Below are 26,539 nucleotides of genomic sequence, written 5' to 3' on the forward strand. Positions count from 1 at the left end.
GCGGTCAGCGCTCCAGAACGAGCCGGCCGCCCTCGATGCTGACCCGGGCGAATTTGGACAGATAGGACATGCCCATCAGCGATTGCTCCAGCTCGGATCGCAGCACCACTGCCGGAACCCGGCTGTCACGGATATCGCCGATGGCGACCGAATCAAGCAGCACGGTCGCCGTCTCGACAAGGCCATTCGCCGTGCGGGCCTGACCAGCATAGGCAAGGCTTTCGGTATCGATGCCAACCCGTGCCGCGTCGCGTGGCCCAAGTGCTATCGTGCTTGCCCCGGTATCAATGACAAAGCGAATGGGAGTCCCGTTTACCTCGGCCTGCAGGTGGTAATGGCCATCGTTGCCGACGGGAACCTCGATACGGTTGCCCTCCAGCATCCGCGCCTGAGGCGAGATGGCGTTGCGGATATCGTCCCACAACCCGGCAATCGCTATCACCCCCAGAAAAATCAGTCCCCATGCCACGGCCTGCCGGGTAGCCTGTCCGGGGCGGCTGCGCAATTCGGTCACCAGATAGCCGCCGACCACGACGAGCAGCAGCGCCAGATAGGCAAAACGTCCGAAATCATCACTCATTACACCAGTCCTGACCCCTTGAGGCCGTCGATCACGAACTGGATCGACAAGGCGGCAAGTAACATGCCGAAAAGTCGCGTGACCACCATGGTTCCCGTCCGGCCCAGCACCTTACCGATCGGCCCGGCCATCGAGAAAAGGATTGCCGCGATGCCCAGAACTGCAAGCATGACCAGATGGATCATCAGCGTATGGGCCGGGCTAGGGTTCTGCCCGACCAGCAGCACCATGCTCGCCAGCGCCCCCGGTCCGGCAAGCAGCGGTGTGGCCAGGGGAAAGACCGAGGGGTCGTCGTCATCATCACGCGCCTGACCCTCGCGCCGTTCGGTGCGCCGCTCAAACAGCATGTCGAGCGCGGTCAGGAACAGCAAAAGCCCGCCCGCGATGCGGAACGCGGATAACGAGATGCCGATGCCGGCCAGGATCGCCTCGCCCGCAAGGCCAAAAAGCGTCAGCAGAATGGCGGCGATCACAAGTGCCCTTCGGCCGATTCGGCGCCGCCTCTGGGACGACATGCCGCGGGTCAGGGCGATGAACAGGGGCGCAAGGCCCACCGGGTCAATCACGACAAAAAGCGTGACGAAGGCGCTGATGATCTGGGTAATTTCCATGAAAGTCAGTATTGCGCAGAAGCGCGGATGGGGGAAGCGGGCACAGGCACCCGACCGGCTTTGCACCGCGCAATCACGCGTTTGGGGCTTTCGATCAAGGCGATCCCGCCCTATATCGGGACAGATAGATGCACCGCAAGGTCCACAGGGGCCTGCCACGGAGGTAAATAGATGCACGCACCTTCACCCATGGCGCTATTGCTCATCGCAATCGTCGTTCTGGTTCTTTTCGGGCGCGGCAAGGTCTCGTCACTGATGGGCGAGGTCGGCAAGGGGATCACCGCCTTTAAGAAAGGCGTCAAGGAAGGCGCTGAGGATATCGACGCGGCTGCCCGCGGCGAAACCAAAGAGCTTGAGCAGGTCAACACCGCCGACGATATCGAGCGCGCCCGCGCCGAACTGGCCGCCGAACGCGCCAAACTGGAAGCCGAGCGCGCCCGCATTGCTGCTGACAGCACGCTGCGCGATGTGACGCCAAACGATACGAACAAGCTCTGATCTTCCGGCTCAAAGGTCATGTTCGATATCGGCTGGAGCGAGCTTTTGCTGATCGGCGTTGTGGCGCTGATCGTCATCGGCCCTGAGGATCTGCCCAAGCTGTTTCATACGCTGGGCAGGCTGACCGCGCGTGCCCGTTCGATGGCGCGCGAGTTCAGCAGCGCGATGGAGGATGCGGCCAAATCCTCTGGCCTTGATGATGCTGCAAAGACCTTGAAAGAGGTCAAGGGGCTTGGATCTAAGCGCGCCCTTGGGCTTGATGCGCTGGAGCGCGCGACCGAGCGGTTCGAGAAATGGGACCCGCTGACCCCCACCAGGGCAGATGCCGCGCAGAAAGGGCCAACGCCCGATCCCGCCGCGCCCCGGCCGCCCGATCCCGCTGTCGAAGGAAATGACGCTTTGCCGCCCGCGCCGGGTGTCTCGGCCCCGTTGCCCACAGAGGCGACAGACAGTGATTCCGCCACCAGTGGCCGCCGCCTGCATGCCGTGCGCCGTTCGGATCGGGCCTGACCAGACTGACAACAGGAGAGCCGTTCCGTGGCGATGAAATCTGCCAAGTCAGAAGATATCGACGATACCTCCGCCCCGCTGATCGAGCATCTGGCCGAACTGCGCACCCGGCTGATCTGGTCGGTGCTGGCCTTTGTCGTGGCGATGGTGCTGTGCTATTTCGTCTGGAACCCGATCTTTGATTTCCTGACCCAGCCGATCTGTTACGCCCTTGAAAAGCGCAGCCAGACTTGTGGCCTGATCCTGCTGAAACTGCAGGAAGGCTTTTTTGTCGCCATGCGCATCGCCTTTTTTGGCGGCTTTGTGCTGGCCTTCCCGGTGGTGGGCTACCAGCTTTGGCGTTTTGTCGCTCCGGGCCTGTACCGCAGCGAAAAGAACGCTCTGCTGCCGTTTCTGGTCGCTTCGCCGATCATGTTCATCTGTGGCGCGGCCTTTGCCTATTACATCATCCTGCCTTGGGCCTTTGACTTCTTCCTGGGCTTCCAGCAGGGGCCGTTGGCCCTGCCGGATGACCCTGCCGGGGCGGCGGGTGCTGCGGCCCAGGCCACGGCCACGGCCGAGCAGCCCTGGGCTGGTATTGTCTTCCAAGGTTCGGTCGAGGAATATCTGACCCTGACCACCAAGTTCATTCTTGCCTTTGGTCTGTCTTTCCAGCTGCCTGTGGCACTGACGCTGATGGGTAAGGCGGGGCTCGTGTCCTCGGAAGGGCTGGCGAGCGTAAGGCGTTATGCCATCGTGGTGATTCTGGTGTTGGCCGCCATGGTCACGCCTCCCGATGTCATCAGCCAGATCGTGCTCTTTTCGGTGATCTACGGGCTTTACGAGATTTCGATCTTCCTTGTTCGCCGGATCGAGCGCAAACGTGAACTTGAAGAGTAGGAAGTCAATGTCTGACGAAATCATGCTGCGCATCGCCGAGGCGCTGGAACGCGTCTCGCCGCCGCCGGCCCCCGAGCCCAGCTTTGCCGAAGCGACCGCCTATGTCTGGCATCCCGACCCTGACCGGCTTGAGCCGGTCGAGGAAGTGAGCCGAGTCGAACTGGTACAGCTGATCGGCATTGACCGGGCGCGCGACGTGCTGCTGGCCAATACGCTGCAATTTGCCCGCGGGCATGCCGCGAACAACGCGCTGCTCTGGGGATCGCGCGGGATGGGGAAAAGCTCGCTCGTCAAAGCGGTCCATGCCGAGGCGGTGCGTCAGGGCCTGCCGCTGGTGCTGGTCGAGATCGCACGTGAGGATCTGGGGTCTGTCGGGCGGCTGCTGGCGATTCTGGGCCGTGCCAAGCACCGGCGCTTTGTTCTGTTCTCGGACGATCTGTCCTTTAGTCACGACGATACGCAGTACAAATCGCTTAAGGCGGTGCTGGACGGCGGCATCTCGGGGCGCCCGACGAACGTGATTCTTTACGCGACTTCGAACCGGCGGCACCTGATGCCGCGCGATATGATCGACAATGAACGCTCGACGGCCATCCACCCCGGCGAGGCGGTCGAAGAAAAGGTCTCTCTATCAGATCGTTTCGGGTTGTGGCTGGGCTTTCACCCCTGTTCGCAGGACGAATATCTTGCCATGGTTCGCGGTTATTGCGACGCCTATGGGCTGCGGATTGCAGAAGAGGAGCTGCGTGCCGAGGCTATCGAATGGCAGGCGACGCGTGGCGGGCGTTCTGGCCGCGTGGCCTGGCAGTTCTTTACCGACCTTGCTGGTCGCCACGGCATCTCGCTGTAAGGGCAAAACGTTTAATTCCAGCAACAATCCTGACGTCCCACTCCGGCTGGGGGTAGGGGCGTCGATTGTTTTTGTACCTTTGGACCGGGCAGATTTCGACGAGCCGGACCCGCTTTCCCATCGCGTGACAGATCGCGGCAAAAACTTCCAAAAACCTGCTTTCGGCCCCTTGACGCCCCCCGCTAGGCACCGTAAATCGCACGCACCCGTGGCGGAGTAGCTCAGCTGGTTAGAGCAGAGGAATCATAATCCTTGTGTCGGGGGTTCAAATCCCTCCTCCGCTACCAAAATCCCTCATCTGATTGATAAGATTGATCAAAGACGATCTGCCTACATCGCAGTGAGGCGGATTTCCACTCTGTTCTGATCGCCTTGCCTTAGCCGATAAGAGCGGCCTCTGAGGCCCGCCTTCAATGTGCTCTGCGTTCTGGTGTCATGGTTGATCCAGTTGCCAAAGCTGGGCAGAATAGCGCCACAGCAGAAGAGCAGGACATGAAACAGAGCCATTCTTTTGGCGCCGTCATGTTTTTTGTCGTGATGATGTTGGTTGGCGCCTATTTCATTCATGCAGCCATTTACGGCCCCTCGGGGGTCCTGCAGCGTATGCAGATCATGGCCGAAACGCGTGAGCTTGTTGCCGAGCGGGACAGGTTGCAAGCTGAGGTGGACCGGCTGCGTAACCTGACCAGAAGGTTATCGGATCATTACCTCGACCTGGACCTGCTTGATGAGCGGGCCAGGGCCATGCTGGGCGTTCTGAGGCCGGATGAGGTGGTGATCAGATAGGCGGTGTGCGGTCAAGCCTACGAGGCGGCGAGGTCACCCCCGCCGCCCTTTGGTTACCTGCTGAGCGCGTCGTATTGCTGTTCCCAGCTTGGCCGGGCTACGGGAACGCTGTCCTGGTCTGCCAGGCTGACTGCGCCCCGATCATCAAATATATCTGCAGCCGCCTTGAGCGCCCGTCGCTCGTCAAAGATGGCTTGTTTTACTTCGCTGTTGCTTGGTTTGCGGATCATCTGAGGTCCTCCAAACAGACTGCGCAGGATTGCGCCGTGACTCGAGGTTAACACGATCAGGCGAATTTTTCACGATAAAATCGCTAGATATTATAGAAAGAAAATTTCTGATATTTCAGACGGTTTCCGGCATCCTCTGGAAGCTCCCCCCAGAGAATGGCCGGATTCCGGAGTAGAGGGCTGTTTGCTTTGGACCAACGGATAGCAGCAGAAGCTTGGCGGCCGCGCGAATGGATGGCGTCGTGCCGATGCGCTTGGTGTACTGGTACATCAAGCCGATTTCATCGGGCGTCAGTGCTCGATCTCGCGGCTCGAACTTGGCGATGGTCGAGGGGCGCACCAGATCGGCTGGGTTCTCAACCTTCTGGCCGCGTTCCATAGCCCAACGGAAGACCTGCATCACAATTTCGCGGCAAAGCGCGGCCGTTGCCGGTGCCCCGCGTTCCACAATCGCATCAGTCAGCGCCCGTAAATCTTCATGGGTGATTTCTGTGAGCTTCTGGCTATCGAACTTCGGCTTAAGCCCGCGCTCGAAGGTAGCTCGACACATATCGCGGGTAACGTCAGCCATTTGATAGCCGCGTGTCCACTTTTCGCCTCACGCACCAAAGTTTTCAGCGTCCTTAACGCGGGCTTTGTCCGGCGCCTTCTTTTTGGCTGGAGATTTCTCTGCGGCGATCAGCTTCTTGGCCTCGCCCAGTCCGCTCGTGTGCTTCCGCTATCGTGATGCCTCCCACACCATAGCGCCCGAAGGTGATTGTCTCCTGCCTGCCGTGGATCGGGTAGTTGTAGCGGAATGAGATCGAACTCGCAGGGGTGACCGCCACATAGAGGCCGTCACGGTCATTCACTTTGTAGAGCTTGTCCTTTGGCTTGAGGTTGCGCAGTTTGGTATCAGCCAGCATGGTCGGATTGGGTTTCCTCTCAAAAGTACCATGCTCAAAAAGCCGCGCATCTTCCATAAAAATCATTATATAACAATTTGTTATATGAATTCAATACCATGATCACCCCATGAGGAGCAGCATGGGATCGAGGGCTGAGCATGGGGCATCAGGTTCAAATCGTACCATCTGTCATGCCATGGAAACCGGGTGCTTGGCGATGCAAAAACTTGCCAGACAGTGCCAGGCCAAGAACGAAAAAAGCCCGCAGCTACGCGGGCTTAGAGGTGTTTTAGTGTATCTTTGATGCCGGACTATGCCGGATGCGGGATCATTCCCACTCAATCGTTCCCGGCGGTTTCGAGGTGATGTCATAGGTGCAGCGGTTGATGCCCTTGACCTCGTTGATGATCCGCGTGGCGGTCTCACCCAGGAACTCGTGGGTGAAGGGATAATAATCCGCCGTCATGCCATCAACCGAGGTCACCGCGCGCAGCGCGCAGGCATAATCATAGGTCCGCCCGTCGCCCATCACCCCCACGGTCCGCACCGGCAGGATCGCAACGAATGCCTGCCAGATCTCGTCATAGAGCCCGTGCTTGCGGATCTGGTCGATAAAAACCGCGTCGGCTTTACGCAGGATCTCAAGCTTTTCGCGCGTGATCTCGCCTGGGCAGCGAATGGCAAGCCCGGGGCCGGGGAAGGGGTGGCGGCCGATGAACTGATCAGGCAGGCCAAGTTCGCGGCCAAGGGCTCGAACCTCATCCTTGAAAAGCTCGCGCAGGGGTTCGACCAGTTTCAGGCCCATCTTTTCGGGAAGGCCGCCGACGTTGTGGTGGCTCTTGATCGTGACCGAAGGTCCGCCCGAGAAGCTGACCGATTCGATCACATCGGGATAGAGCGTGCCCTGAGCCAGAAACTCGGCGCCCTCGATCTGGCTCGCGTATTTCTGGAACACGTCGATAAAGAGCTTGCCGATGGTCTTGCGCTTGACCTCGGGGTCACTGACACCTTCAAGCGCAGACAGGAACAGTTCGCTCTCATCGGCATGGATCAGCGGGATGTTGTAATTGTCGCGGAACATTTTCACGACTTCTTCGGCCTCGTTCAGCCGCAAAAGCCCGTGATCGACAAAGACGCAGGTCAGCTGGTCGCCGATCGCCTCATGGATCAGCACCGCTGCGACTGAACTGTCGACGCCGCCGGAAAGGCCGCAGATGACCTTGCGGTCGCCGACCTGCTCGCGGATCTTGCGGATCGCTTCTTGCCGGTACGAGGCCATCGTCCAGTCGCCGGTAAAGCCCGCCATGCGGACAAAGTTTTCCAGCATCTGCCGCCCGTTCGGGGTGTGGTGCACTTCGGGGTGGAACTGGACGGCAAAGAATTTGCGCGATTGATCCGCAATCATCGCGTAAGGCGCGTTGGGCGAGGTGCCTATCACCTCAAAGCCAGGCGCTATCTGCGTCACGCGGTCACCGTGGCTCATCCAGACCTCTTCACGGCCCGAAGAGAACAGGCCTGCAAAGATCCCGTCATCGCGATGCCCCTCGGCCGGGGTGATAAAGGCGCGGCCGTATTCGGCGTGGTGGCCCGATTCGACGCGCCCGCCAAGCTGCTCCATCATCACCTGCTGGCCGTAGCAGATGCCAAAGACGGGCACGCCCGTATCGAACAGGCTTTGCGGTGCACGGGGTGAATTGGCCTCGGTGACCGAGGAGGGGCCGCCCGACAGGATTACCGCCTGCGGGGCGAAATTTTTCAGGAAGGCGTCATCGACCGCGTTGAACGGGTGAATTTCGCAATAGATGTTCAGCTCGCGCAAGCGGCGCGCAATCAGCTGCGTGACCTGGGAGCCGAAATCGATGATGAGAAGGCGCTGATGCTGGGTCATGGCCAGCCTTTAGGCCGCGTCATGGCGCTGCGCAAGAGGCAGGCTTGACCGCAAGTGGGTCAAAGCCCGCCATGCCCCCTCAGCGCCAGAGATTGCCCAGCGTTTCGACCGGGTCCGGCTGCGACCAGATCTCGGCCCCAAGCGCGATGAAATCGGTGACGGGGGCAAGCTGGCCGATCAGCGCAGGGGTCAGCGCGCCCTCGGCAACAACCGGGATCTCGATCATCTCGGACCACCATTGAAAGAGGTCCAGCGGCGCCAGTTCCCCATGTCCAAGCGCGGTGGCGCCGCAGGGGCCAAAGCTGACATAATCCGCGCCCGCCTCGGCCGCGTTCATGCCGTCATGGCGCGACGCCCCGCAAAAGGTGCCGACGATTGCGTCCTGACCAAGCTCTTTGCGGGCGTGACGAACACCACGCGCACCATTGGTCAGATGCACACCGTCAAGGCCGTGGCGCTGCGCAAGCAGGACGTGATCTTCGATCACCACGGCGACATCGCGGGCATGGGCAATCTCGCGGGCAAGATCGGCGATGCGGCCCAGCTCTTCTTCGGTGCCCGCGCCGGGGATGCGCAGGCAGGCGACCGGAAAGCGGTCCATGACCTCGGCCAGCAGCGGCCCCAGCGTCGAGGCGGCCGCGCCGACCGGGGTGATCAGGTAGAGTTGCGGCGTATTGGGCTGGTCTGTCATGGCGCTGTCATCCCTCAGTTTCGACAGCAGATAGCGCAGCCCTGCGCGCCTTGCCAGTAGTTGCGCAGAAGGTTATGGCCGCGACCATGGAACCGGCGATCATTCTCGTGCGCCCGCAGATGGGCGAAAACATCGGCGCAGCAGCGCGCGCCATGCTGAATTTCGGCCTGACGGACATGCGCCTTGTCGCGCCACGCGACGGCTGGCCGAACCCGCGTGCCGTGGCTATGGCCTCGGGCGCGGCGGGGCGGGTGCTTGACCGCGCACGGGTCTTTGCGACGCTGGCCGAGGCGATGGAGGATGTGGATTACGCCTATGCCACCACCGCACGCGGGCGCGAACTGACCAAGCCCGTGCTGACGCCGGCAGATGCAATGGCCGATGCCCGCAGTCGCGTGGGGCAGGGTGGCCGGGTCGCGGTGATCTTTGGCCCGGAACGTGCGGGGCTGGAAAATGAGGATGTGGCGCGGGCCAATACCATCATCACCGTGCCGGTGAACCCCGAGTTCGCCTCGCTCAATCTTGCGCAGGCGGTGCTGCTGACCGGCTATGAATGGGCGCGCGACAGCCTGCCGCCTGAACCAGCGCCCCATGGCCGGCGGCCGGATGGCGAGGTTTCCGCGACACGGCTTGAGGTCGAGAAGCTGGCGGACCACTGGGAGGAACGTCTGGGTGACGCCGGTTTCTTCTTTCCGCCCGAAAAGGCACCAGCGATGAAGCTGACATTGCGCAACATGTGGTCGCGCCTGCCGCTGACCCGTGCCGACACCCGTATCTTTCACGGTATGCTGCGGCAATTGATCCGCCGCGGCTGATTGATTTCCGGGCGCGCGCGGGTCAAGGTCGCGCCCGATCGAGAAGGAAGCTGACATGGCAAGACGTCCCGTCTTTCAGGAAGTCACCGAGACGACCCCGCGCAGCACGCCGCCGGCGGGCGGTATGATCGACGCCGGCCCCCGGGGCGCGCGCGGTGCGATCCGCGCCTGGCTGATCGTGCTTTTCATCCTGGTCGCGGCAATGATCGCGCTGGGGGGGGCGACGCGGCTGACAGGTTCGGGTCTGTCGATCACCGAATGGAAGCCGGTGACGGGTGCGCTGCCACCCATGGATCAGGCCGCATGGCAGGCTGAGTTCGACAAATATCAGCAGATCCCCCAGTTCCGGATCGAAAACCCCGATATGGATCTGGCGGGATTCAAACACATTTATTGGTGGGAATGGTCGCACCGGTTGTTGGGGCGGCTGGTGGGCCTGATCTGGGCGACCGGTTTTCTGATCTTTCTGGCGACGCAGCGCATTCCGGCGGGCTGGACACCGCGCCTGCTGTTGCTTGGTGTTCTGGGGGGCGCGCAAGGTGCGATCGGCTGGTGGATGGTGCATTCGGGCCTGTCGGGCAACGTGGTGCGCGTCGCGTCATACCGGCTGGCGGTGCATCTGGGCCTGGCCTTTGCCATCCTTGGCCTGATCGCTTGGCTGGTGCTGTCCCTTTCGCGCAGCGAGGCCGCGTTGCTCAGGGCTCGCCGTGCGGGCGAGGCCAAGCTTTTTTCGATGACCACCGGGCTGATGCATCTGGCTTTTGTCCAGATCCTTCTGGGCGCGCTGGTTGCCGGTATCGATGCGGGCCGCATGTACACCGGCTGGCCCACCATGGGTGGCGAATGGATCCCCGCCGAGATCTGGAATCCGACGCTTGGCTGGCGCAACTTTTTTGAAAATCCGGCGCTGGTGCAATTCATCCACCGTATGGTCGCCTATCTGCTGACGGTGTTTGCCGTGGTGGTGTTCCTGCGGGCCCGCCGTTCGCCCCATCCGACAACCCGCGGCGCCTACGGGGTGATGATCGTCGCGCTGGCGGTACAGGTGCTTCTGGGCATCATGAATGTCATGCATGCCTCGCCCCTGCCTTTGGCGCTGGCGCATCAGATCGGTGCCGTGGCACTGTTCACGCTGATCCTGCGTGCGCGTCACCATGCGCGCTATCCTTATGAAACTTCGGTCCGGGGGACTGTCCGATGAGCGCTTTTGACGATCTTCTCGCATTTCAGCGCCAGATTGAGGCGCTGTCCTCGGTCGCCGAGCGCCTTGGCTGGGACCAGGAAACAGTCATGCCTCGCGGCGCGGTCGAGCAGCGCGCCGAGGAAATGGCGGCGATGGAGGCCGTTCTGCACGAGCGCCGCACCGACCCGCGCATCGGCGAATGGCTGGATCGGGCCGAGGCTGAGGACGATGAGGATGCCCGCATCCTTGAACTGATCGGACGCGACTATCGCCGCGCCTCGCGCATTCCGTCACGTCTGGCGACCGAGCTGGCGCGGCAGACTTCGCTTGCGCAGGGGATCTGGGCCGACGCCCGGGCCAAGGACGCGCCAGAAGATTTCCTGCCGGTTCTGAACGACATCCTGATGCTCAAGCGCGAAGAGGCGGCTGCGCTTGCCGATGGCGGTGATCTGTATGATGCGCTGCTGGACGATTACGAACCCGGCACCACACAGGCCGAGATCGCGGCGCTTTTCGACGCCATGCGCCCGCGTCTTGTCGCGCTGCGCGAGGATGTGCTGGGCGCGGCCCATCAGCCCGAACCGCTGACCGGGCACTTTCCGCTTAAGACCCAGATGAGGCTGGCGCGGACCTGTGCAACTGCCTTTGGTTATGATTGGACCTGCGGGCGGCTGGATATCGCCGTGCATCCTTTTAGCTCGGGGCGCTGGCAGGACAGCCGTATTACGACACGCGTCGTTGAATCCGACCCGTTCAACTGTCTGTATTCGACCATCCACGAGGTCGGCCATTCCAGTTATGAGCTGGGCATTGACAGCGATCACGCCTTTACCCCGCTGGGGCGCGGCGTCTCGATGGGCGTGCATGAAAGCCAAAGCCGGATCTATGAGAACCAGCTGGGCCGCAGTCGTGCGTTTACCGGCTGGCTCTATCAGCGCATGTCGGATGCCTTTGGCGGGTTGTCGGTGTCCGACGCCGATGCCTTTTATGAGACCGCGAACCGCGTCACCCCCGGTTTTATCCGGACCGAGGCAGATGAGATCCAGTACAACCTGCACATCATGCTGCGCTTTGACCTTGAGCGTGACCTGATTTCGGGTCGGCTGGATGTCGAAGATCTGGTCGAGGCCTGGAACGCCCGTTTCCTTAAGGATTTCGGGGTGGCGGTGGACCGTCCTGCAAACGGCGTCTTGCAGGACGTGCATTGGGCTGTCGGGCTGTTCGGCTATTTCCCGACCTATGCGTTGGGCAACGTCTATGCCGGGTGCCTGCATGCCGCGCTGCGTGCGGCGGTACCGGATCTGGACGAGGCCTTGGCGCGCGGCGAGGCCGACCCCGCTGTCGAGTGGCTGCGCGAGAACTTGCAGCGCCATGGCGGCCTTTATCCGCCGCGCGAGCTGCTGCAGCGCGCCACCGGTGCCGAGATCAGCGAAAAGCCGTTGCTGGACTATCTTGAGGACAAGTTCTCGGCGATCTACCGGCTTTGATCGCAGATGCGGGGGCGAGGGGGCTTCAGGCCTGTTTCGCCGCCCTCTCTTTTGCCTCTCGTGGCGTCAGGCGGATGTGGATGCCGTTTTTACCCCGCAGGGTCAGGCGCATGATCGGGACCGGCCGCTCTTGCCCCGGCTCCAGCCGATAGGCGCGTAACAGTGCCGACAGGATCAACGGCCCTTCGATCATAGCAAAACCTGCGCCGGGACAGGCGCGTGGCCCGGCCGAAAAGGGGATAAAGGCGTCACGCAGACAGGTCTTGCCGTTCTCGGTCTCCCAGCGTGCGGGGTTGAAACCGTCCGGGTCGTCCCACAACCGTTCATGGCGATGCAGGTGCCAGGGCGACAGCACCAGCTGCGCCCCTTTCGGAGCTTTGCGGTCGCGCAGCGACTCGGGCCGGCGGCATTGGCGCACTGTCATGGCGACCGGGGGATAAAGCCGCAGCGTCTCGCGAAATACGGCGCGGGCAAGCGGCAGACTACGGATGGCAGAGAAATCGGGGGCAAGGTTCTGGCGCGCTTCTTCGGCCAGACGCTCTTGCCAGTCCGGGTGCTCGGCCAGAAGGTAAAGCGCCCAGGCCAGAGCCGAGGCGCTGGTTTCATGCCCGGCCAGGAAAAAGGTTGCGACCTCGTCGATCATTTCGGCCTGCGAAAAGATGCGGCCGGTCTGCGAATCGGGCGTGGTCATGATCTTGGTCGCCAGATCATCCGGGGCAGTGCCTGCGTCGATCTGTTCCGCGCGGGCCGAGACAAGCTGACGTATCAGGCCACGGATGCGACGCGCCGTTTCGCGCACCTGACGGCTGTGGAACCGTGCCCAACGGGGCAGGGCGATCAGCCCGCCCAGATTGACCATGGGCTGAGCATCCTGATGTTCGCGAAAGGCCTGGAAAACCTGCGCTGCGATCTGATCTTCGATCGGGATCGAAAACAGCGTGCGAAAGATCACATCGGCGGCGATATGGCTGGTCTGGGGCTCGATGTCGATATCTGCCCCGTCGGCCAGGGGGGCAAGGCGTGCGACGCCGGCCTGGGTCGCGTCCCACATCGCCGGGAATGTCTCGCGCAGGCGGCCGCCCTCAAAGGCAGGGTCGATGATGCGGCGCTGGTGCAGCCATGTCTCGCCATTCGAAATGAAGGTCGAATTGCCAAGCAGCGGTTGCAGACCAGCGGCCATACGCGGCGATTTCGGAAAATCCATCGGCCGCTTGCGTAGGATCAGGTCGATCAGCGCGGGGTCGTTGCAGGTAAAGCTGTGGATGAAGGGACCGCGGAACTCGGCCATCCATCCGCGATAAAGACGGTCAGATTGCGCGGACAGGATGTCGCGGCGAAAATCCCGGATAAAGCGCCAGACCGAGCCTCGGCCCTGTCGCCCCTTTGGTTTTGGTGGAATCATGTCTTGGTCCAGCGATTGACGGCGCGCGCGATGCGGCCGGGCGAATGCCCGCGCCCGGCAAATCGCTGTGCAAGCGTCAGCGGCCCCGCGGTGATGGCAAAATAGTCGTAATCTCCGGGCCGGTCGAAGGAGCAGAGATACTGAAAATGCAGCCGGAACCAGCGACCGCGCAGCTCGCGCCGCTTTTCCGGCGACAGGGTCTGGGCAAAGGCTGCGGAAAGGATCAGCGGGTGGCGGCGGTCGGCCGGCTCGACCCCCGAGACCGAAACCGGATCGCAAAGCCCGAAGGAACAGGCATCGCCCGGAGCGGTCACGTCGATCCAGTCCAGCTCATCCCGTGCCGAAAGATAGCGCAGATCGGCGCGTAACCGGTTTGCACGCGGCAGAAACGAAGCCATGGGCACGACATGGCCAAGCGACAGATAAGAAAGCTGCGGCCCCCCCTTTGGCACCCGGCCCGAGCGGATCAGGTCCGCCAGAACCGAGATGCCAAGATAGGCCCCCGAGCTATGGCCGATGACCAGAACTTCGTCCCAGTCATCGGCCAGAACCTCGGCGATGCGGTCGGCGAACCGGGTAATGCGCTTTTCCAGTGCCGGGGGGTAAGCCCCCTGATTTTGCGCTGTAAACGCATAGTCATGCATCAGATACCAGGCAAAGATCTTGCCATCAAAGCGCCGCCATAGATGCAGGCCGCCCCAGGTCAGCGCCAGCGCCACCGGCAGACCCAGCCACCAGCCAAGGGTCGTCAGGTGCCCAAGCCCCCAACCGACCAGCACCCCGGCAAGGACCGAAACCAGCAGTTGCACGAGCAGCACCACAACCGGATAAAGCGCGGCGATGACCGGCCCGCGCCGCAGCCGCATCAGCCTGAATAGCGCGCCCGAGCCGATATAGGCCCAGGCGGTGCGGAGAAGCTGGCCATAAGTGGTCAGGATGCCCTGACCCATCGAGCCCTGCACGATATCAGCCCAGACAAGGACCTCGAATTCGGTTTCGATCCGCTGGTCACCGAACTGGCCGGTGACGCCCCAGCCAAAATTCTTACGGTCGCGGCGTGCGCCGAAACCAAGCTCATAACCCGAAATGCGCGCCTGTTCCGTGCCTTCGCGCTTGTACAGCTCGCGATAGCGGCGGGGCGGGATCGGGTCATAGCCCGGGATGTAAAGCACGCGACGGCGCAAGGGTCGGGTCATGAACTAAACTTTTGCTTGTGTTCGCAGAATATCCCATTCCCTACGGGCGGCAAGTCAACTGACGCCCCAGCGCGCCTCAAGTTTTTCTATGGCGGCGATGCGCGCCTCGGTCGGCGGATGGGACAACAGCCATGCGGGCGCGGTGCCAGTATCGGTCCCGGTCAGCCTGCGCAGCTTGCGAAACAGGTTCTTTTGCGGCTCGGTGCCGAGGCCAGCCTTGACCATCAGGGCGCTGGCAAAGGCATCGGCCTCGAACTCGTCTTTGCGCGACAGGCGGGCGACGATGGCACTGGTAACAAGGTTGGCGATCCAGACCCCGATAATGGGCACGATCCTACCCAGAATACCGGCCAGCATCATTCGCACCACGTTCTGACCGGCAAAATCAATCATGCGTCGCCGGGTGTGGCCGTGGGCGACATGGCCCAGTTCATGCGCGACGACCGAGGCAAGCTCTGCCTCGGTGACCTCTCCGCGATCCAGTCGGTCCAGAAAACCGCGGGTCAGAAAGATGCGCCCGTCTGGTGCAGCCAACCCGTTGACGATGCTGACTTCATAGACATGGGCCTGAATGCGGGGCAGATCCATCGCCCGCCCAAGCCGCTCAAGCAAAGGCAACAGCCGGGGATCGGTCAGCGGGGTGGACTGGGCGTTCAGCATCGCCCTTAGCCGCCATGTGGAAAAGAACCACATCGCAAGGGCGTACAGCAGAATCAGCAGGATCGGCAGAAACTTCAGCATGGCACCAGTATGAAGCGCCCTGCCGGATCAGCCAAGAAGGCGCATCGCCTCAGTCAGCCCCTCAAGGGTCAGGGGTTGCATGCGGTCCTCAAATATCTCGCGGATCATGGTGATCGAGCGGGTATAGTCCCAATCCGCCCGCTTCACCGGGTTCAGCCAGACATGATCGGGCCAGGTTTCACGCAGCCGCTTCAGCCAGACTTCGCCCGATTCGGGGTTCCAGTGCTCATTCGCGCCGCCTGGGATGGCGATTTCATAGGGCGACATCGAGGCATCACCGACGAAAATCACCTTATAATCGCGACCAAAGCGGTTGATGACCTCCCATGTCGGGGTGGTCTCGGTCCAGCGCCGGCGATTGTCCTTCCACAGTGCCTCATAGATGCAGTTGTGAAAGTAGAAATGTTCAAGATGCTTGAACTCGGCCCGGGCGGCCGAGAACAGCTCATCGACAAGCCGCGTGTGATCATCCATTGAGCCGCCGACATCCAGAAACAGCAGTACCTTGACAGCATTGTGACGCTCGGGCCGGGTCTGGACGTCGATATAGCCGTGCTCGGCGCTGGCACGGATGGTGCCGGGCAAGTCCAGCTCTTCGGTGGCGCCGTGGCGGGCCCATTGCCGCAGCCGTTTCAACGCCACCTTGATGTTACGGGTGCCAAGCTCGACCGAATCGTCAAAGTCGCGAAACTCGCGCTTATCCCAAACCTTGACCGCGCGGCGGTGGCGGCTTTCGTGCTGGCCGATACGCACCCCTTCGGGGTTGTAGCCATAGGCGCCAAAGGGTGAGGTTCCGGCGGTACCGATCCATTTACTACCGCCTTGATGGCGCTCGCGCTGTTCGGCCAGGCGTTCGCGCAGGCGCTTCATCAACTCTTCAAAGGAACCGGCACCTTCGACGGCGGCGCGCTCTTCGGGGGTCAGCAGCTTTTCGGCCAGCTTTTCCAGCCATTCATGGGGGATCGAGACCTCATTCACCAGCGCCTCGACCGGGATTTCCTCAAGACCCGAGAAGGCCTCGGAAAAGGCGCGGTCGAATCGGTCAATATGCGCCTCGTTCTTGATGAGCGTGGCGCGGGCAAGGTGATAGAATCCTTCGGGCGACCAGTCCGACAGCCCTGCCTGCAACCCGGCCAGCAGGTCCAGGTATTCCCGCAGGCTGGCTGGCACCCCGTGCCTGCGCAGACTGTCGAGAAAGGGCCGAAACATCACGTCATCCGGGAAATCAGCACGGTCAGGAACACACCCAGCACGGTCAGTGCCAGGGCGTGGGCGGCGGCATATTGCAGCTTGTCGGCGCGGCTGCCACCGGCTTTCACGGCGCGCATCCAGCCGATCGCTGCGCCAATAATGAATGCGGCGATCACGATCATGGATCAGGGCATAGCCCGCGCCAGCGACACTGTCGAGAGGCACGCCCCCTTGAACGCCTGCCGGGGGCAGGTTACTTTTGGTTCAACTTGATATCGGAGGGCGTGACCATGACGCCCAGGCGTCCTGCGGGTGCGGACGCGTTCCCGAGAAAAACGGTCGAGCCTTTCGCCACCCGCCCGGCCGAGGACGGGCCGCTTTATGCGGCTTTGGATCTTGGCACGAACAGCTGCCGGATGCTGATTGCCCGCCCTGCGGGCAGTCAGTTTCAGGTGGTTGACAGCTTCTCGAAGCCGGTCCAGCTGGGCCAGGGCCTCGAGGCGTCAGGCAGGCTGTCGCGCTCATCCATGGCGCGGACGGTTCATGCCTTGCAGGTGTGCCGGCGCAAGCTTGAGGCGCATAAGGTCACGCGCATGCGTCTTGTCGCGACCGAGGCCTGTCGAAGGGCCCGCAACAGCCGCGATTTTCTACGCATGATCCGGCGTGAAACCGGGTTGCCGGTCGAGATCATTGATGCCGAGGAAGAGGCGAGGCTTGCGGTGATTTCATGCGCGCCGCTTGTCTGTCTGCGGACCGAGCAATTGCTGGTCGTCGATATCGGGGGCGGCTCGACTGAACTGGTCTGGATCGACCTTGAGGATGTCGAGCCGAAAGAGCGGCCCCGTGCGATCATGCAGCTGGGCAACGGGTTTCGGGACTCGCGGCCTGGGGGCGCGCGGGTTGTTGACTGGATCAGCGTGCCCCTTGGCGTGGCGACGCTGCGTGACCAGTTCGAGGATGTCGAGGATGATCAGGGTCGTTTCGCGCTGATGTCCTGGCATTTCGAAGAGATGCTGGCGGATTTCGCGCCCTATTCGCTGGCCTCGACCATGGAGGACGGTTTCCAGATCATCGGCACTTCGGGCACGGTCACTACGGTTGCTGCCAGCCATCTGGGCTTGCGTCGCTATGACCGGACCAAGGTGGATGGGCTGATCATGACCTCGGCACAGATCGACAGGGTGATCCGGGACTATCTGTCCCTGGGGCCGGACGGCCGCCGCGCCGATCCCCGAATCGGGCGCGAGCGGCATGCGCTGATCATGTCCGGGGCGGCGATCTTGCAGACGCTGATGCGGGTCTGGCCAACGACGCGTTTGTCGGTCGCTGATCGCGGCCTGCGCGAAGGATTGCTATACGCGCAGATGGTCAAGGATGGGGTGCTGGCCCCGGATGGTTTGAACGGGGTAGCATAAGATGGCACAGGACAAAAAACCGGGGGAAGGGCGCAAAAGCTCGGGCCGCGGGCAGCGTGAATTGCGGGTGCGGGTGAAATCCGCCAAGGGGCGCAAGCTTTCCAGCACGCTTTGGCTTGAGCGGCAGCTGAACGACCCTTATGTCGCCCGCGCCAAGCGCGAGGGCTATCGTGGCCGCGCTGCCTATAAGATCATCGAGCTTGACGACAAGTTCGGCTTTCTTGTCCCCGGCGCGCGGGTGGTCGATCTGGGCTGTGCGCCCGGAGGCTGGTGCCAGGTCGCGGTTTCACGGGTGAACGCCCTTGGCGACCGGTCCGGCAAAAAGGTGGGCCGGGTGCTTGGAGTCGATCTGCAAGAGGTCGATCCCATTCCGGGCGCCGAGATTCACCAACTGGACTTTCTGTCGGATGGCGCGGACGATCTGGTCAAGGCTTGGCTGGGCGGTCGGGCCGATGTGGTGATGTCGGACATGGCGGCTGCCTCATCGGGACACAAGGCGACCGATCACCTGCGCATCGTTGCGCTGGTAGAGGCGGCAGCGCAGTTGGCTTTTGACGTGCTCGAACCCGGTGGCACCTTTGTCGCCAAAGTTCTGGCTGGCGGGGCCGAGGCTGAAATGCAGGTCATGCTCAAGCGTAATTTCAGCAAGGTCGCGAATGTAAAGCCGCCTGCAAGCCGTTCGGATTCCTCGGAAAAATTTGTTGTTGCGCAAGGTTTCCGTGGGCGGGACGAAACCGAGCGTGCCAATGACGAGGATGAGGGCGATGCGCTGAGCGATCAGGGCTGAGCCGTATGCGGCGATCGCCAGAGGGCAGCGCATAGGCTGACGGTGGACTGGTCTCTCTGCATTTCCTTGGAAAACGAGGCGACGACCGTATGTGGCGGCGCCTGATTTCCACGCTTGGCTCATCTTGTGCGCTGACGGTTGCGCTGACGGTGCGCTGGAAACCGTGACCGGTGTTTCTTCAGCGCGCTTTTGGCGCATCATCTCACGATAGTTTTTGAACCTGCATCCGATGGCAGCGGTCAAGCTGCGGATGAAATATCCCAACCCGCTATAGCCGTGCCGGATAGCGATTTCGACGCCACGCTTGTCGCAAGCAGCCGCTGCCAAGCTCCGTCAGCGCGCAGTCTGGTTGCCCCGGAATTTCAGATATCGCCTGATCGGGATGCAGCCCTGAGCGGGAGAGATGCTTCTCGGCCGGCACGTGCGCGCTGGCTGTCCCGGTGATAGTGGCTTTGCGATGGGTCAGGCTCGCATCGGGTCGTAATAGTGTCGTAGTGATTGGTCCCGACCAAGATGAGGCCGTGATATCCCCCGAATCGTTGCTCGCGCCCAGAGCAATTAGCGCCTTCGTCAAGAGCTCTGGTGTAAGCATACAGCAGTTGAAAATGGCCGGTAGCGTGAGGTCCCGGCAATAACCGGGTGGAATCGGTGTGCCGTGCCCTCAACATCGGCTGACGGTCTGGCGGTAAAGACGGTGTCGGTGGGGATGAGGGCGGTACGGCCGGGCAGCAGCACACGATCATGGCGCGGAAAGATCAAAGCCCGCCGGTGAGGCAGGCTGGACAAGCTGCAGTATGACGGTTAAGTGGCTGGCATGAAAAAATTTATTCTCCTTGTCCTTGCGACTGTCGTCCTGTCATCCTGTAACAGCCATGGCTGCAGCAGGTGGTACAGTTGGTGCATGATTCAGTGAGTAGTTTCCGGGAATAAGGAGGCCCCGCGGCCGCCCCTGGTCCCGAGCCCCCTGATCGGGTGCAACGTACGATAGTCGCCACGCATACTTGGATTAGGCGGCGCGCTGTGTACCCGTGTCGGGCCGCCCCAATGCAGACCAGCAAGAGGAATAAGGCGCAAGCTATCCCTGGCGCATGCGGGCAGCAGAGAGAGTGGGTCGGTTCGCCAAGCCCACCCGCCTGAGGCGTGATCCGGCGTGTGCGGATGGTTCGGTGGTGGCGGTCGGTCCTACCGTGACTGGGGGTCAGGTGGCTGCCCGGCGAGCGGAGGGAGGCGCGGGTCGTACTCCCCCGGGTCCATGATCGTTCCTAGGTTGATGCCGGCGGCGTGCAGCCTTGCCACGACCGGATCGTGCGGTTCAGTGAAACGCCAAGCTGGCTTGCCATGAGCAACCTGCAACAATTTCATCCAGAGATCCCGTTTCTGTCACGCGTGTCGTTGTGCAAACGATATTTCTGAAAAGTTGCGAAAAGGTTAATAAATATCGCAAAGGTTGAAATGGCGCTGCTCAGATATTGCTTTCGATCCGGCGCCAGTCCCGCATCCGTCCCCGGAAAAAGCTGCGCTGCGACTTGGCATATTGACGGGTGGCGATAATGGCGAGCCGAGTTGCCTCTTCGAGGCTGAGCTGGCCTTGCAGGTGGGCGACAAGCTCGGGCGCGCCGATGGCTTTGGCCCAGAGCGCGCCGGGATTCCAGTCGGGCAGGACCGTACGGACCTCATTAAGCACACCTTGCGCGATCATCTGATGAAAGCGTCGGGCAATACGTTCGGCCAGCCGGTCGCGGTCTGCCTGCAGGACCAAAAGATGCGCTGCCTCGGGCGAGATCAGCGGCGGTGGCGTCTCGGCCTGCCACAAGGCAATGCCGCGACCTGTCGCCTGCAAGACCTCCCATGCGCGCTGGACCCGCACCGGGTTTTGCAGGTCGATCCGGGCGCGGGTCGCCGGATCAAGCTCACTGACCAACTGCGCCAGCCCGCCTGGTTCGCGCAGGATCTGGTCGGCCTGAGCGCGGATCCGGGGCGGGGTCGGGGGAATCGCGGCCAGACCCCGGGTCAGTGTGCTGAGATAAAGTCCGGTACCCCCGACGATGATCAGCCGGGTCTGACGGGCTTTGATCAGCTCTGCGACCTCGGCCAGCCATTCTCCGACCGAATAGGCGCGATCAGGGGTTATGTGACCGTAAAGCACATGGCGCGCGCGGGCCTCGTCCTCGGGCGAGGGGCGGGCGGTCAGCAGGTTCCAGCATGACCAGACCTGCAGCGCATCGGCATTGACGACGATGCCGCCCTGCTGTTCTGCAATTGTCAGTGCGAGCGCGGATTTGCCGCTGGCGGTAGGGCCTGCGATCAGCACATGACGCCCGGGATCGAGCTCATTCAGGATGGGATGACGCTCAGTCATAGCGACTTTGGAAGGCGGCGGTTGAACATGGGCCCTGTTTGCGACATTTTGCGCGCTGATGAAACAGCCGCGAAAAGGTGAACCCATGTCGGATAGCGCGTCCAAGACTCCCGGAAAATACTCGCGCGTCATGCTGAAAATTTCGGGGGAGGCGCTGATGGGTGATCAAGGCTACGGTCTGCACCCACCGACTGTCGCCCGCATCGCGCAAGAGGTCAAATCCGTCCACGACATGGGCGTCGAGATCTGCATGGTCATCGGTGGCGGCAATATCTTCCGCGGACTGCAAGGCAGTGCACAGGGAATGGAGCGCGCGACCGCTGACTATATGGGCATGCTTGCCACGGTGATGAACGCGCTGGCGATGCAAGCCGCGATGGAGGCTCTGCGCATCCATACCCGCGTCATCTCGGCCATCCGTATGGACGAGGTCTGCGAGCCCTATATCCGTCGCCGCGCCATCCGCCATCTTGAGAAAAAACGGGTCTGCATTTTCGCCGCTGGTACGGGCAACCCGTATTTCACCACCGATACCGCAGCGACTTTGCGCGCCAATGAGATGAACTGCGAGGCGATTTTCAAAGGCACCAAGGTTGACGGCGTCTATGACAAGGACCCGCAGAAATTCGCCGATGCTCAGCGCTATGATAACGTCACTTATGACGAAGTCCTGCAAAAGCATCTGGGGGTCATGGATGCCTCGGCCATTGCACTGGCGCGGGACAACGACTTGCCGATCATTGTTTTTTCGCTGGATGAGCCCGGCGGCTTCCGCGGAATTCTGGCGGGCAGCGGCACCTATACGCGCGTTCACGGCTGAAATTGCTGCATAGGCTTTGCTATGTGGGCGTCGCTCGGTTAAAAGCTGCGAAAACCACAACACAGAGGCCATGACCGAGCATGTCCGACGACATAGAGATCGACACCGACGACCTGGAACGCCGCATGAAAGGCGCGATGGAGTCCCTGCGCCATGAATTTTCCTCGCTGCGCACTGGCCGTGCTTCGGCCACCATGGTCGAACCGATCATGGTGGATGCCTATGGCTCACTCACACCGATCAACCAGATCGGTACGGTGAACGTGCCCGAACCGCGGCTGGTGACCATCAATATCTGGGACAAGGCCCTGGTCGGCAAAGCTGAAAAGGCTATCCGCGAATCGGGTCTGGGCATTAACCCCCAGCTCAACGGCACCGTCATCATGCTGCCGATCCCCGAACTTAACGAGGAACGCCGCCGGGAACTGACACGCGTGGCCGCGCAATATGCCGAAAACGCCCGTGTTGCCATCCGCAACGTGCGCCGCGACGGGATGGATCAGATCAAAAAGGCCAAAGCTTCGGGCATGTCCGAGGATGACCAGAAGTTCTGGGAAACCGCCGTGCAAGAGCTGACCGACAAGATGATTGCGGCCGTGGATCAGGCGCTTGAGGCCAAACAGGCCGAAATCATGCAGGTCTGACGCATATGGCCGAGAGCGCAGCCAGCCTTGCAAAGCCCTCAGGGCAGGGACAGCGGCCCCGTCATGTCGCCATCATCATGGACGGCAATGGTCGCTGGGCCAAGAACCGGGGCTGGCCGCGTCTGGTCGGGCATCGGCGCGGGGCCGAGCGCGTCAAACAGATCGTCCGCGCCTGTCCCGATCTCGGAGTCAACTGGCTGACGGTCTATGCTTTTTCGACCGAAAACTGGAAGCGCTCGACCGAAGAGGTGTTGGGCCTGATGGGCATTTTCGCCCGCTATATTGAGCGTGAGGCTGATGCGCTGTCCGCAGAGGGTGTGCGTATGCGCTTTATTGGCGGGCGTGAACGGCTTGAGCCCAAACTGCAGCGTCTGATGGCGGGGATCGAGGCGCGCACCGCCGTCAATACCCGTTTGAATCTGACGGTTGCGATCAATTACGGTGGCCGGGACGAACTGACCCGCGCGTCGGCACGTCTGGCCGAGCGTATCGCCCGGGGTGAGGTCTCGAATCCGACCGAGGCCGACTTTGCCGATTGTCTGGATACTGCCGGTCATCCCGATCCGGATCTGGTGATTCGCACCAGTGGTGAGACCCGGACCTCGAACTTCCTGCCTTTTCAGGCGGCCTATTCGGAATATGAATTCACTTCGACGCTTTGGCCGGATTTCACCCCCGCACATCTGGCCGAGATACTGGATCGCTACGGGATGCGCGAGCGGCGCTTTGGCGGGGCATGAACAGCGGCGATCCACAACCGAGCCGTTTGCGTGGCGCCCTGAGGCGCGGCCGCGACAAATGGGCCGATCTCTGGCCACGCGTGCTTTCGGGCGCGGCGCTGGCGGTTGTGGGACTGGTGCTGCTGATCTCGACCGGGATCTGGATTCGTTTCGGTGCGGCTTTGGTAGTCGGGCTGATGATGTGGGAACTTGCCCGCCTGACCGGCTGGCGTCACCCCGAGTTTCATAGCCCGCGCCATCCGGTGCTGATCGGGATCCTTTCGGGTCTCGTGATGCTTGCGATGCTGGTGCTGCCAGGTGACTGGCCGCTGACACTTGTTCTGGTGCCGATGATTGCCGGCTGGCACGGTACGCATGAGCATGAGCGCCCGGCCTATCTGATGTTCACGCTTGCAATTTTCGGCGCTGGCTATGCACTGGTCGTGATCCGCGAGGTGATGGGTCTGCCGACACTGGCATGGATCGTCGGAACCGTGGTCCTTTCCGACGTGCTGGGTTATTTTGTCGGCCGCCGCATTGGCGGCCCCCGCTTTTGGCCTGCGATCAGCCCCAAAAAGACCTGGAGCGGTACCGTCGCCGGCTGGCTTGGCGCCTTTGTGCTGGCGTTGATCCTGATGATCGTGGGGCAGGCGTCGTGGCCGGTGGTGATTCTTGGGCCGCTGCTTGCGGTTGCCGGGCAGTTCGGCGATATCGCTGAAAGCTGGCTCAAGCGTCGTGTGGGGGTCAAGGACAGCTCGGACCTGATCCCGGGCCATGGCGGCTTTATGGACCGGTTCGATGCCATGTCGGGCAGCCTGCTCGTGGCGCTTTTGCTGTTGATTGCCAATCTGTTGCCAGTGATCGGAGGCTGAAGGATGCGCAGCATATCGGTGCTGGGCGCGACCGGGTCGGTCGGTGAAAGCGCATTCGATCTGCTTATGCGGGCCGGAGGCGCGCAGAGCTTTCGCACCATTGCCCTGACCGGCGGCGCCAATATCGCCCGTTTGGCCGAGATGGCGCGGACACTGAAGGCCGAGATTGCCGTGACCGCGTGGCCCGAGCGGTTGGATGAGCTGCGTTCAGCCCTTGCCGGTAGCGGGATCGAGGTGGCGGCGGGTACAGCTGCCGTGGCCGAGGCTGCCGCTCGTCCGGCGGACTGGACGCTTTCGGCTATCGTGGGTGCGGCGGGTCTGCCGCCCGGCCTTGCAGTGCTGGACCGGGGCGGCACCCTTGCGCTGGCGAATAAGGAAACGCTGGTCGCTGCGGGTCCGCTTGTGATGGCGCGGGCACAGGACAGGCGCGCGCAGATCCTGCCTGTTGATTCTGAACATTCCGCGATTTTTCAGGTGCTTCAGGGAGAAAACCTTGAAACTGTCAGGCATGTGACGATCACTGCCTCGGGCGGGGCGTTCCGGGACTGGCCGTTTGAGCGTCTGGCGCAGGCAACCGTGGCCGAGGCGAGTTGCCATCCGAATTGGTCAATGGGCCAGCGCATCACTATCGACAGCGCAAGTATGTTCAATAAGGCGCTGGAAGTCATTGAAGCTCATGAATTCTTTGGGCTGGGCATTGATCGCTTGCGCGTGCTCGTGCATCCGCAATCCATCGTGCATGCCATGGTGACGCATCGCGACGGCGGTTCGATTGCGCATATGGGTGCGCCGGACATGCGCCATGCAATCGGTTACGCGCTGAACTGGCCTGCACGCGCGGCCTTGCCGGTGCCTGCGTTGGATCTGGCCGCCGTCGGCAGCCTGACTTTTGCCGAGCCTGATGAGGCCCGCTGGCCCGCTTTGCGTCTGGCGCGCGAGGCGATTTCGGCGGGCGGCGCGGCGGGGGCGGTTCTGAATGCCGCAAAAGAGCAGGCGCTGGACGATTTCATTGCAGGCCGCATCCGCTTTACCGAAATGGCTCCGGCGGTTGAACATGCGCTGGCACTTGCCGCCCGCGAATCCGGCTTTTCCCAAAGCCCGCGCGACCTGGAAGAAGTGCTGCATTGGGACGGTTTCGCGCGCCGTGCCGCTGCGCAATGGCAGGGGGCAGCATGAGCGTGCTTTTGGACATGCTGGGCGGTTTTCTATGGACGGCGGCCTCTTTTATCGTGGCGCTGTCGATCATCGTGACTGTGCATGAATACGGCCATTATATCGTCGCGCGTCTTTCGGGTATCCGGGCCGAGGTCTTTTCATTGGGTTTCGGTCCAAGGCTGGTTTCCCGCCGCGACAAACGGGGGACGCTGTGGCAGATCGCGGCGATTCCCTTGGGTGGCTATGTGCGCTTTCTGGGCGATTCTGACGCTGCGAGCGCCGGATCGGTGCCCGTTGATCCTGCCCGGACCCGTCAAAGCCTGACCGGAGCACCGCTTTGGGCGCGATTTGCCACTGTGGCTGCGGGGCCGGTGTTTAACTTTATTCTGGCAGTTTTGGTTTTTTCTGGAATGGCGATCTGGCAGGGGCTGCCGGTCGATGAGGTGCGGGTCGGCCGCCTGCATCCGACCCCGCCCGGGGTCGAGATGCAATTGCAGACCGGCGACCGGGTGGTTGCAGTGGATGGTGCGCCCGTCTCTGACTGGCGCGATCTTGGCCGGTTGGCTGCAGAGCTGCCGGCGCGTGAAAGTCATGACTGGACGGTCGAACGGGACGGGACCCGGATCACTGTACCAGGTCCTGATCCGATGCCGCCGCTGATTGCGGGGGTTGCTCCGCGCAGCGCGGCTGTGGCGGCGGGGCTGAAACCGGGCGATGTGATTCTGGCGATCGACGGTGCGCCCGTATTCCGGTTTGACGAATTGCGCGAACATGTTGCCAAGGCTGGCGGGCGTCCGGTGCTGCTGAAGGTCTGGCGCGAGGGCGCGGGCGTTGCGGACTATACCCTTGCCGCGCGTGAGCAGGACTTGCCGACCGAGGATGGTTATACCCGGCGCTGGCTGATCGGCGTCACTGGCGCCGGCACTTATTTTGATCCCGCGACCCGACCCGCTGGTCTGGGTGAGGCTGCCGGCATCGGTGTCAGCCGCACCTGGGATATCATTGCCTCGTCGGTTTCGGGACTGTGGGCGATGATTACTGGTCAGATCGGCAGCTGTAATCTGGGTGGCGCGATCTCGATTGCCGAGACGACGGCGCAGGCTGCCTCGGCGGGGGGCGGAAACTTCATCTGGTGGATCGCGGTGCTGTCGGCAGCCATCGGTTTTCTGAACCTGATGCCGGTCCCGATGCTCGATGGCGGGCATCTGATGTTCTATCTTTATGAGGCGGTCACAAGGCGGCGGCCGTCGGACCGGGTGATGGACATTCTGTCCGCTCTGGGCCTTGCTGCGGTCCTGTCGCTGATGGTGCTGGGCCTCACCAACGATCTTTTCTGCCCCTGA

Annotated in this window: 30 protein-coding genes and 1 tRNA gene; 18 read left to right on the forward strand and 13 right to left on the reverse strand. The window is 62.1% G+C overall.

What is annotated here, in order from left to right; genetic code table 11:
- Nucleotides 1-4: 4 nt before the first annotated feature.
- Both F8A10_RS05030 and F8A10_RS05035 read right to left on the reverse strand, forming a co-directional pair.
- Entirely contained in the window at nucleotides 5-580 is a 576-nt protein-coding gene (locus tag F8A10_RS05030; RefSeq protein ID WP_010396803.1) for a retropepsin-like aspartic protease family protein, read from the reverse strand.
- A complete protein-coding gene (locus F8A10_RS05035) occupies nucleotides 580-1,191 on the reverse strand; it encodes a MarC family protein (protein WP_010396801.1) in 612 nt (203 codons plus the stop codon). The genes F8A10_RS05030 and F8A10_RS05035 overlap by 1 nt, the downstream gene beginning before the upstream one ends.
- A gap of 171 nt (nucleotides 1,192-1,362) precedes the next feature.
- Here F8A10_RS05035 and F8A10_RS05040 point away from each other — a divergent pair, with 171 nt between their 5' ends.
- The 6 genes from F8A10_RS05040 to F8A10_RS05065 all read left to right on the forward strand — a co-directional run bounded on the left by F8A10_RS05040 (nucleotide 1,363) and on the right by F8A10_RS05065 (nucleotide 4,714).
- Nucleotides 1,363-1,689, forward strand: coding sequence for a twin-arginine translocase TatA/TatE family subunit (locus F8A10_RS05040; RefSeq protein ID WP_010396798.1), 327 nt, complete (start codon nucleotides 1,363-1,365; stop codon nucleotides 1,687-1,689).
- A gap of 18 nt (nucleotides 1,690-1,707) precedes the next feature.
- On the forward strand, nucleotides 1,708-2,199 hold the full coding sequence (tatB, locus tag F8A10_RS05045; RefSeq protein WP_010396795.1) for a Sec-independent protein translocase protein TatB: 492 nt from the start codon (nucleotides 1,708-1,710) through the stop codon (nucleotides 2,197-2,199).
- A gap of 33 nt (nucleotides 2,200-2,232) precedes the next feature.
- Nucleotides 2,233-3,078: a twin-arginine translocase subunit TatC gene (tatC, locus tag F8A10_RS05050; RefSeq protein ID WP_152367337.1), complete on the forward strand. Its 846-nt coding sequence runs from the start codon at nucleotides 2,233-2,235 to the stop codon at nucleotides 3,076-3,078.
- Nucleotides 3,079-3,085: 7 nt separating this feature from the next.
- The gene (locus F8A10_RS05055) at nucleotides 3,086-3,928 is read left to right on the forward strand and encodes an ATP-binding protein (RefSeq protein ID WP_152366834.1); all 843 of its coding nucleotides are present in this window, start codon (nucleotides 3,086-3,088) and stop codon (nucleotides 3,926-3,928) included.
- Between the two features lie 210 nt (nucleotides 3,929-4,138).
- Nucleotides 4,139-4,215 (forward strand) — tRNA-Met (locus F8A10_RS05060).
- Between the two features lie 205 nt (nucleotides 4,216-4,420).
- Entirely contained in the window at nucleotides 4,421-4,714 is a 294-nt protein-coding gene (locus F8A10_RS05065) for an FtsB family cell division protein (protein WP_010396789.1), read from the forward strand.
- Nucleotides 4,715-4,767: 53 nt separating this feature from the next.
- Here F8A10_RS05065 and F8A10_RS21055 read toward each other — a convergent pair whose 3' ends face one another.
- The 5 genes from F8A10_RS21055 to F8A10_RS05080 all read right to left on the reverse strand — a co-directional run bounded on the left by F8A10_RS21055 (nucleotide 4,768) and on the right by F8A10_RS05080 (nucleotide 8,410).
- The gene (locus F8A10_RS21055) at nucleotides 4,768-4,944 is read right to left on the reverse strand and encodes a hypothetical protein (protein ID WP_193668163.1); all 177 of its coding nucleotides are present in this window, start codon (nucleotides 4,942-4,944) and stop codon (nucleotides 4,768-4,770) included.
- A gap of 115 nt (nucleotides 4,945-5,059) precedes the next feature.
- Nucleotides 5,060-5,515 (reverse strand): tyrosine-type recombinase/integrase, encoded by a 456-nt coding sequence (locus F8A10_RS22030; RefSeq protein WP_454557382.1) that lies wholly within the window; start codon nucleotides 5,513-5,515, stop codon nucleotides 5,060-5,062.
- 52 nt (nucleotides 5,516-5,567) lie between these two features.
- Nucleotides 5,568-5,906 (reverse strand): Arm DNA-binding domain-containing protein, encoded by a 339-nt coding sequence (locus F8A10_RS22035; protein ID WP_454557383.1) that lies wholly within the window; start codon nucleotides 5,904-5,906, stop codon nucleotides 5,568-5,570.
- Between the two features lie 253 nt (nucleotides 5,907-6,159).
- A complete protein-coding gene (gene guaA / locus F8A10_RS05075) occupies nucleotides 6,160-7,719 on the reverse strand; it encodes a glutamine-hydrolyzing GMP synthase (protein ID WP_085501956.1) in 1,560 nt (519 codons plus the stop codon).
- A gap of 79 nt (nucleotides 7,720-7,798) precedes the next feature.
- Nucleotides 7,799-8,410, reverse strand: coding sequence for a thiamine phosphate synthase (locus F8A10_RS05080; RefSeq protein ID WP_010396778.1), 612 nt, complete (start codon nucleotides 8,408-8,410; stop codon nucleotides 7,799-7,801).
- Nucleotides 8,411-8,484: 74 nt separating this feature from the next.
- Between F8A10_RS05080 and F8A10_RS05085 the strand changes: the two genes are divergently transcribed.
- The 3 genes from F8A10_RS05085 to F8A10_RS05095 are packed head-to-tail and all read left to right on the forward strand — an operon-like array spanning nucleotide 8,485 to nucleotide 11,895.
- A complete protein-coding gene (locus F8A10_RS05085; RefSeq protein WP_152366835.1) occupies nucleotides 8,485-9,225 on the forward strand; it encodes an RNA methyltransferase in 741 nt (246 codons plus the stop codon).
- A 55-nt stretch (nucleotides 9,226-9,280) separates the two neighbouring features.
- Nucleotides 9,281-10,426, forward strand: coding sequence for a heme A synthase (ctaA, locus tag F8A10_RS05090; protein WP_010396773.1), 1,146 nt, complete (start codon nucleotides 9,281-9,283; stop codon nucleotides 10,424-10,426).
- Complete coding sequence (locus F8A10_RS05095) at nucleotides 10,423-11,895, forward strand: carboxypeptidase M32 (RefSeq protein WP_152366836.1); 1,473 nt, start codon at nucleotides 10,423-10,425, stop codon at nucleotides 11,893-11,895. The genes ctaA and F8A10_RS05095 overlap by 4 nt, the downstream gene beginning before the upstream one ends.
- Nucleotides 11,896-11,920: 25 nt before the next feature.
- Here the strand turns inward: F8A10_RS05095 and F8A10_RS05100 are convergent, their stop codons facing one another.
- Genes F8A10_RS05100 through F8A10_RS21060 form a run of 5 tightly spaced genes read right to left on the reverse strand, consistent with a single transcriptional unit; the run spans nucleotide 11,921 to nucleotide 16,607 of the window.
- Nucleotides 11,921-13,297 carry a cytochrome P450 gene (locus F8A10_RS05100; protein WP_152366837.1) on the reverse strand — a complete coding sequence of 459 codons (1,377 nt, stop codon included), beginning with the start codon at nucleotides 13,295-13,297 and terminating at the stop codon, nucleotides 11,921-11,923.
- A complete protein-coding gene (locus F8A10_RS05105; protein WP_085501951.1) occupies nucleotides 13,294-14,493 on the reverse strand; it encodes a hypothetical protein in 1,200 nt (399 codons plus the stop codon). The genes F8A10_RS05100 and F8A10_RS05105 overlap by 4 nt, the downstream gene beginning before the upstream one ends.
- A 54-nt stretch (nucleotides 14,494-14,547) precedes the next feature.
- The gene (locus tag F8A10_RS05110) at nucleotides 14,548-15,234 is read right to left on the reverse strand and encodes a M48 family metallopeptidase (RefSeq protein ID WP_010396760.1); all 687 of its coding nucleotides are present in this window, start codon (nucleotides 15,232-15,234) and stop codon (nucleotides 14,548-14,550) included.
- Between the two features lie 27 nt (nucleotides 15,235-15,261).
- A complete protein-coding gene (locus F8A10_RS05115) occupies nucleotides 15,262-16,443 on the reverse strand; it encodes a vWA domain-containing protein (protein WP_085501950.1) in 1,182 nt (393 codons plus the stop codon).
- Nucleotides 16,443-16,607: a hypothetical protein gene (locus tag F8A10_RS21060; protein ID WP_010396755.1), complete on the reverse strand. Its 165-nt coding sequence runs from the start codon at nucleotides 16,605-16,607 to the stop codon at nucleotides 16,443-16,445. The genes F8A10_RS05115 and F8A10_RS21060 overlap by 1 nt, the downstream gene beginning before the upstream one ends.
- Nucleotides 16,608-16,715: 108 nt before the next feature.
- Between F8A10_RS21060 and F8A10_RS05120 the strand changes: the two genes are divergently transcribed.
- The 3 genes from F8A10_RS05120 (at nucleotide 16,716) to F8A10_RS21880 (ending at nucleotide 19,540) form a co-directional block, all read left to right on the forward strand.
- Nucleotides 16,716-17,840 (forward strand): Ppx/GppA phosphatase family protein, encoded by a 1,125-nt coding sequence (locus F8A10_RS05120; RefSeq protein ID WP_010396753.1) that lies wholly within the window; start codon nucleotides 16,716-16,718, stop codon nucleotides 17,838-17,840.
- Between the two features lies 1 nt (nucleotide 17,841).
- The gene (locus tag F8A10_RS05125) at nucleotides 17,842-18,627 is read left to right on the forward strand and encodes an RlmE family RNA methyltransferase (RefSeq protein WP_010396751.1); all 786 of its coding nucleotides are present in this window, start codon (nucleotides 17,842-17,844) and stop codon (nucleotides 18,625-18,627) included.
- Between the two features lie 814 nt (nucleotides 18,628-19,441).
- The gene (locus F8A10_RS21880) at nucleotides 19,442-19,540 is read left to right on the forward strand and encodes a lipoprotein (RefSeq protein ID WP_158004474.1); all 99 of its coding nucleotides are present in this window, start codon (nucleotides 19,442-19,444) and stop codon (nucleotides 19,538-19,540) included.
- 549 nt (nucleotides 19,541-20,089) lie between these two features.
- On the opposite strand, the gene miaA is transcribed toward F8A10_RS21880, so the two are convergent.
- Nucleotides 20,090-20,986, reverse strand: a complete 897-nt coding sequence (miaA, locus tag F8A10_RS05130) for a tRNA (adenosine(37)-N6)-dimethylallyltransferase MiaA (protein WP_152366838.1) — start codon at nucleotides 20,984-20,986, stop codon at nucleotides 20,090-20,092.
- A gap of 85 nt (nucleotides 20,987-21,071) precedes the next feature.
- On the opposite strand from miaA, the gene pyrH reads away from it, so the two are divergent.
- From pyrH to rseP, 6 genes are all read left to right on the forward strand, one after another.
- On the forward strand, nucleotides 21,072-21,806 hold the full coding sequence (gene pyrH / locus F8A10_RS05135) for a UMP kinase (RefSeq protein ID WP_010396746.1): 735 nt from the start codon (nucleotides 21,072-21,074) through the stop codon (nucleotides 21,804-21,806).
- Between the two features lie 80 nt (nucleotides 21,807-21,886).
- Nucleotides 21,887-22,450 (forward strand): ribosome recycling factor, encoded by a 564-nt coding sequence (gene frr / locus F8A10_RS05140; RefSeq protein WP_152366839.1) that lies wholly within the window; start codon nucleotides 21,887-21,889, stop codon nucleotides 22,448-22,450.
- A 5-nt stretch (nucleotides 22,451-22,455) separates the two neighbouring features.
- Nucleotides 22,456-23,190, forward strand: coding sequence for a polyprenyl diphosphate synthase (uppS, locus tag F8A10_RS05145; RefSeq protein ID WP_010396744.1), 735 nt, complete (start codon nucleotides 22,456-22,458; stop codon nucleotides 23,188-23,190).
- Nucleotides 23,187-24,041, forward strand: coding sequence for a phosphatidate cytidylyltransferase (locus F8A10_RS05150; RefSeq protein WP_152366840.1), 855 nt, complete (start codon nucleotides 23,187-23,189; stop codon nucleotides 24,039-24,041). Before uppS ends, F8A10_RS05150 begins: the two co-directional genes overlap by 4 nt.
- Nucleotides 24,042-24,044: 3 nt before the next feature.
- Nucleotides 24,045-25,217 carry a 1-deoxy-D-xylulose-5-phosphate reductoisomerase gene (gene dxr / locus F8A10_RS05155; protein ID WP_152366841.1) on the forward strand — a complete coding sequence of 391 codons (1,173 nt, stop codon included), beginning with the start codon at nucleotides 24,045-24,047 and terminating at the stop codon, nucleotides 25,215-25,217.
- Entirely contained in the window at nucleotides 25,214-26,539 is a 1,326-nt protein-coding gene (rseP, locus tag F8A10_RS05160) for an RIP metalloprotease RseP (protein ID WP_152366842.1), read from the forward strand. The genes dxr and rseP overlap by 4 nt, the downstream gene beginning before the upstream one ends.

Source organism: Paracoccus kondratievae (genome assembly GCF_009301415.1).
GTDB classification, from domain to species: domain Bacteria; phylum Pseudomonadota; class Alphaproteobacteria; order Rhodobacterales; family Rhodobacteraceae; genus Paracoccus; species Paracoccus kondratievae.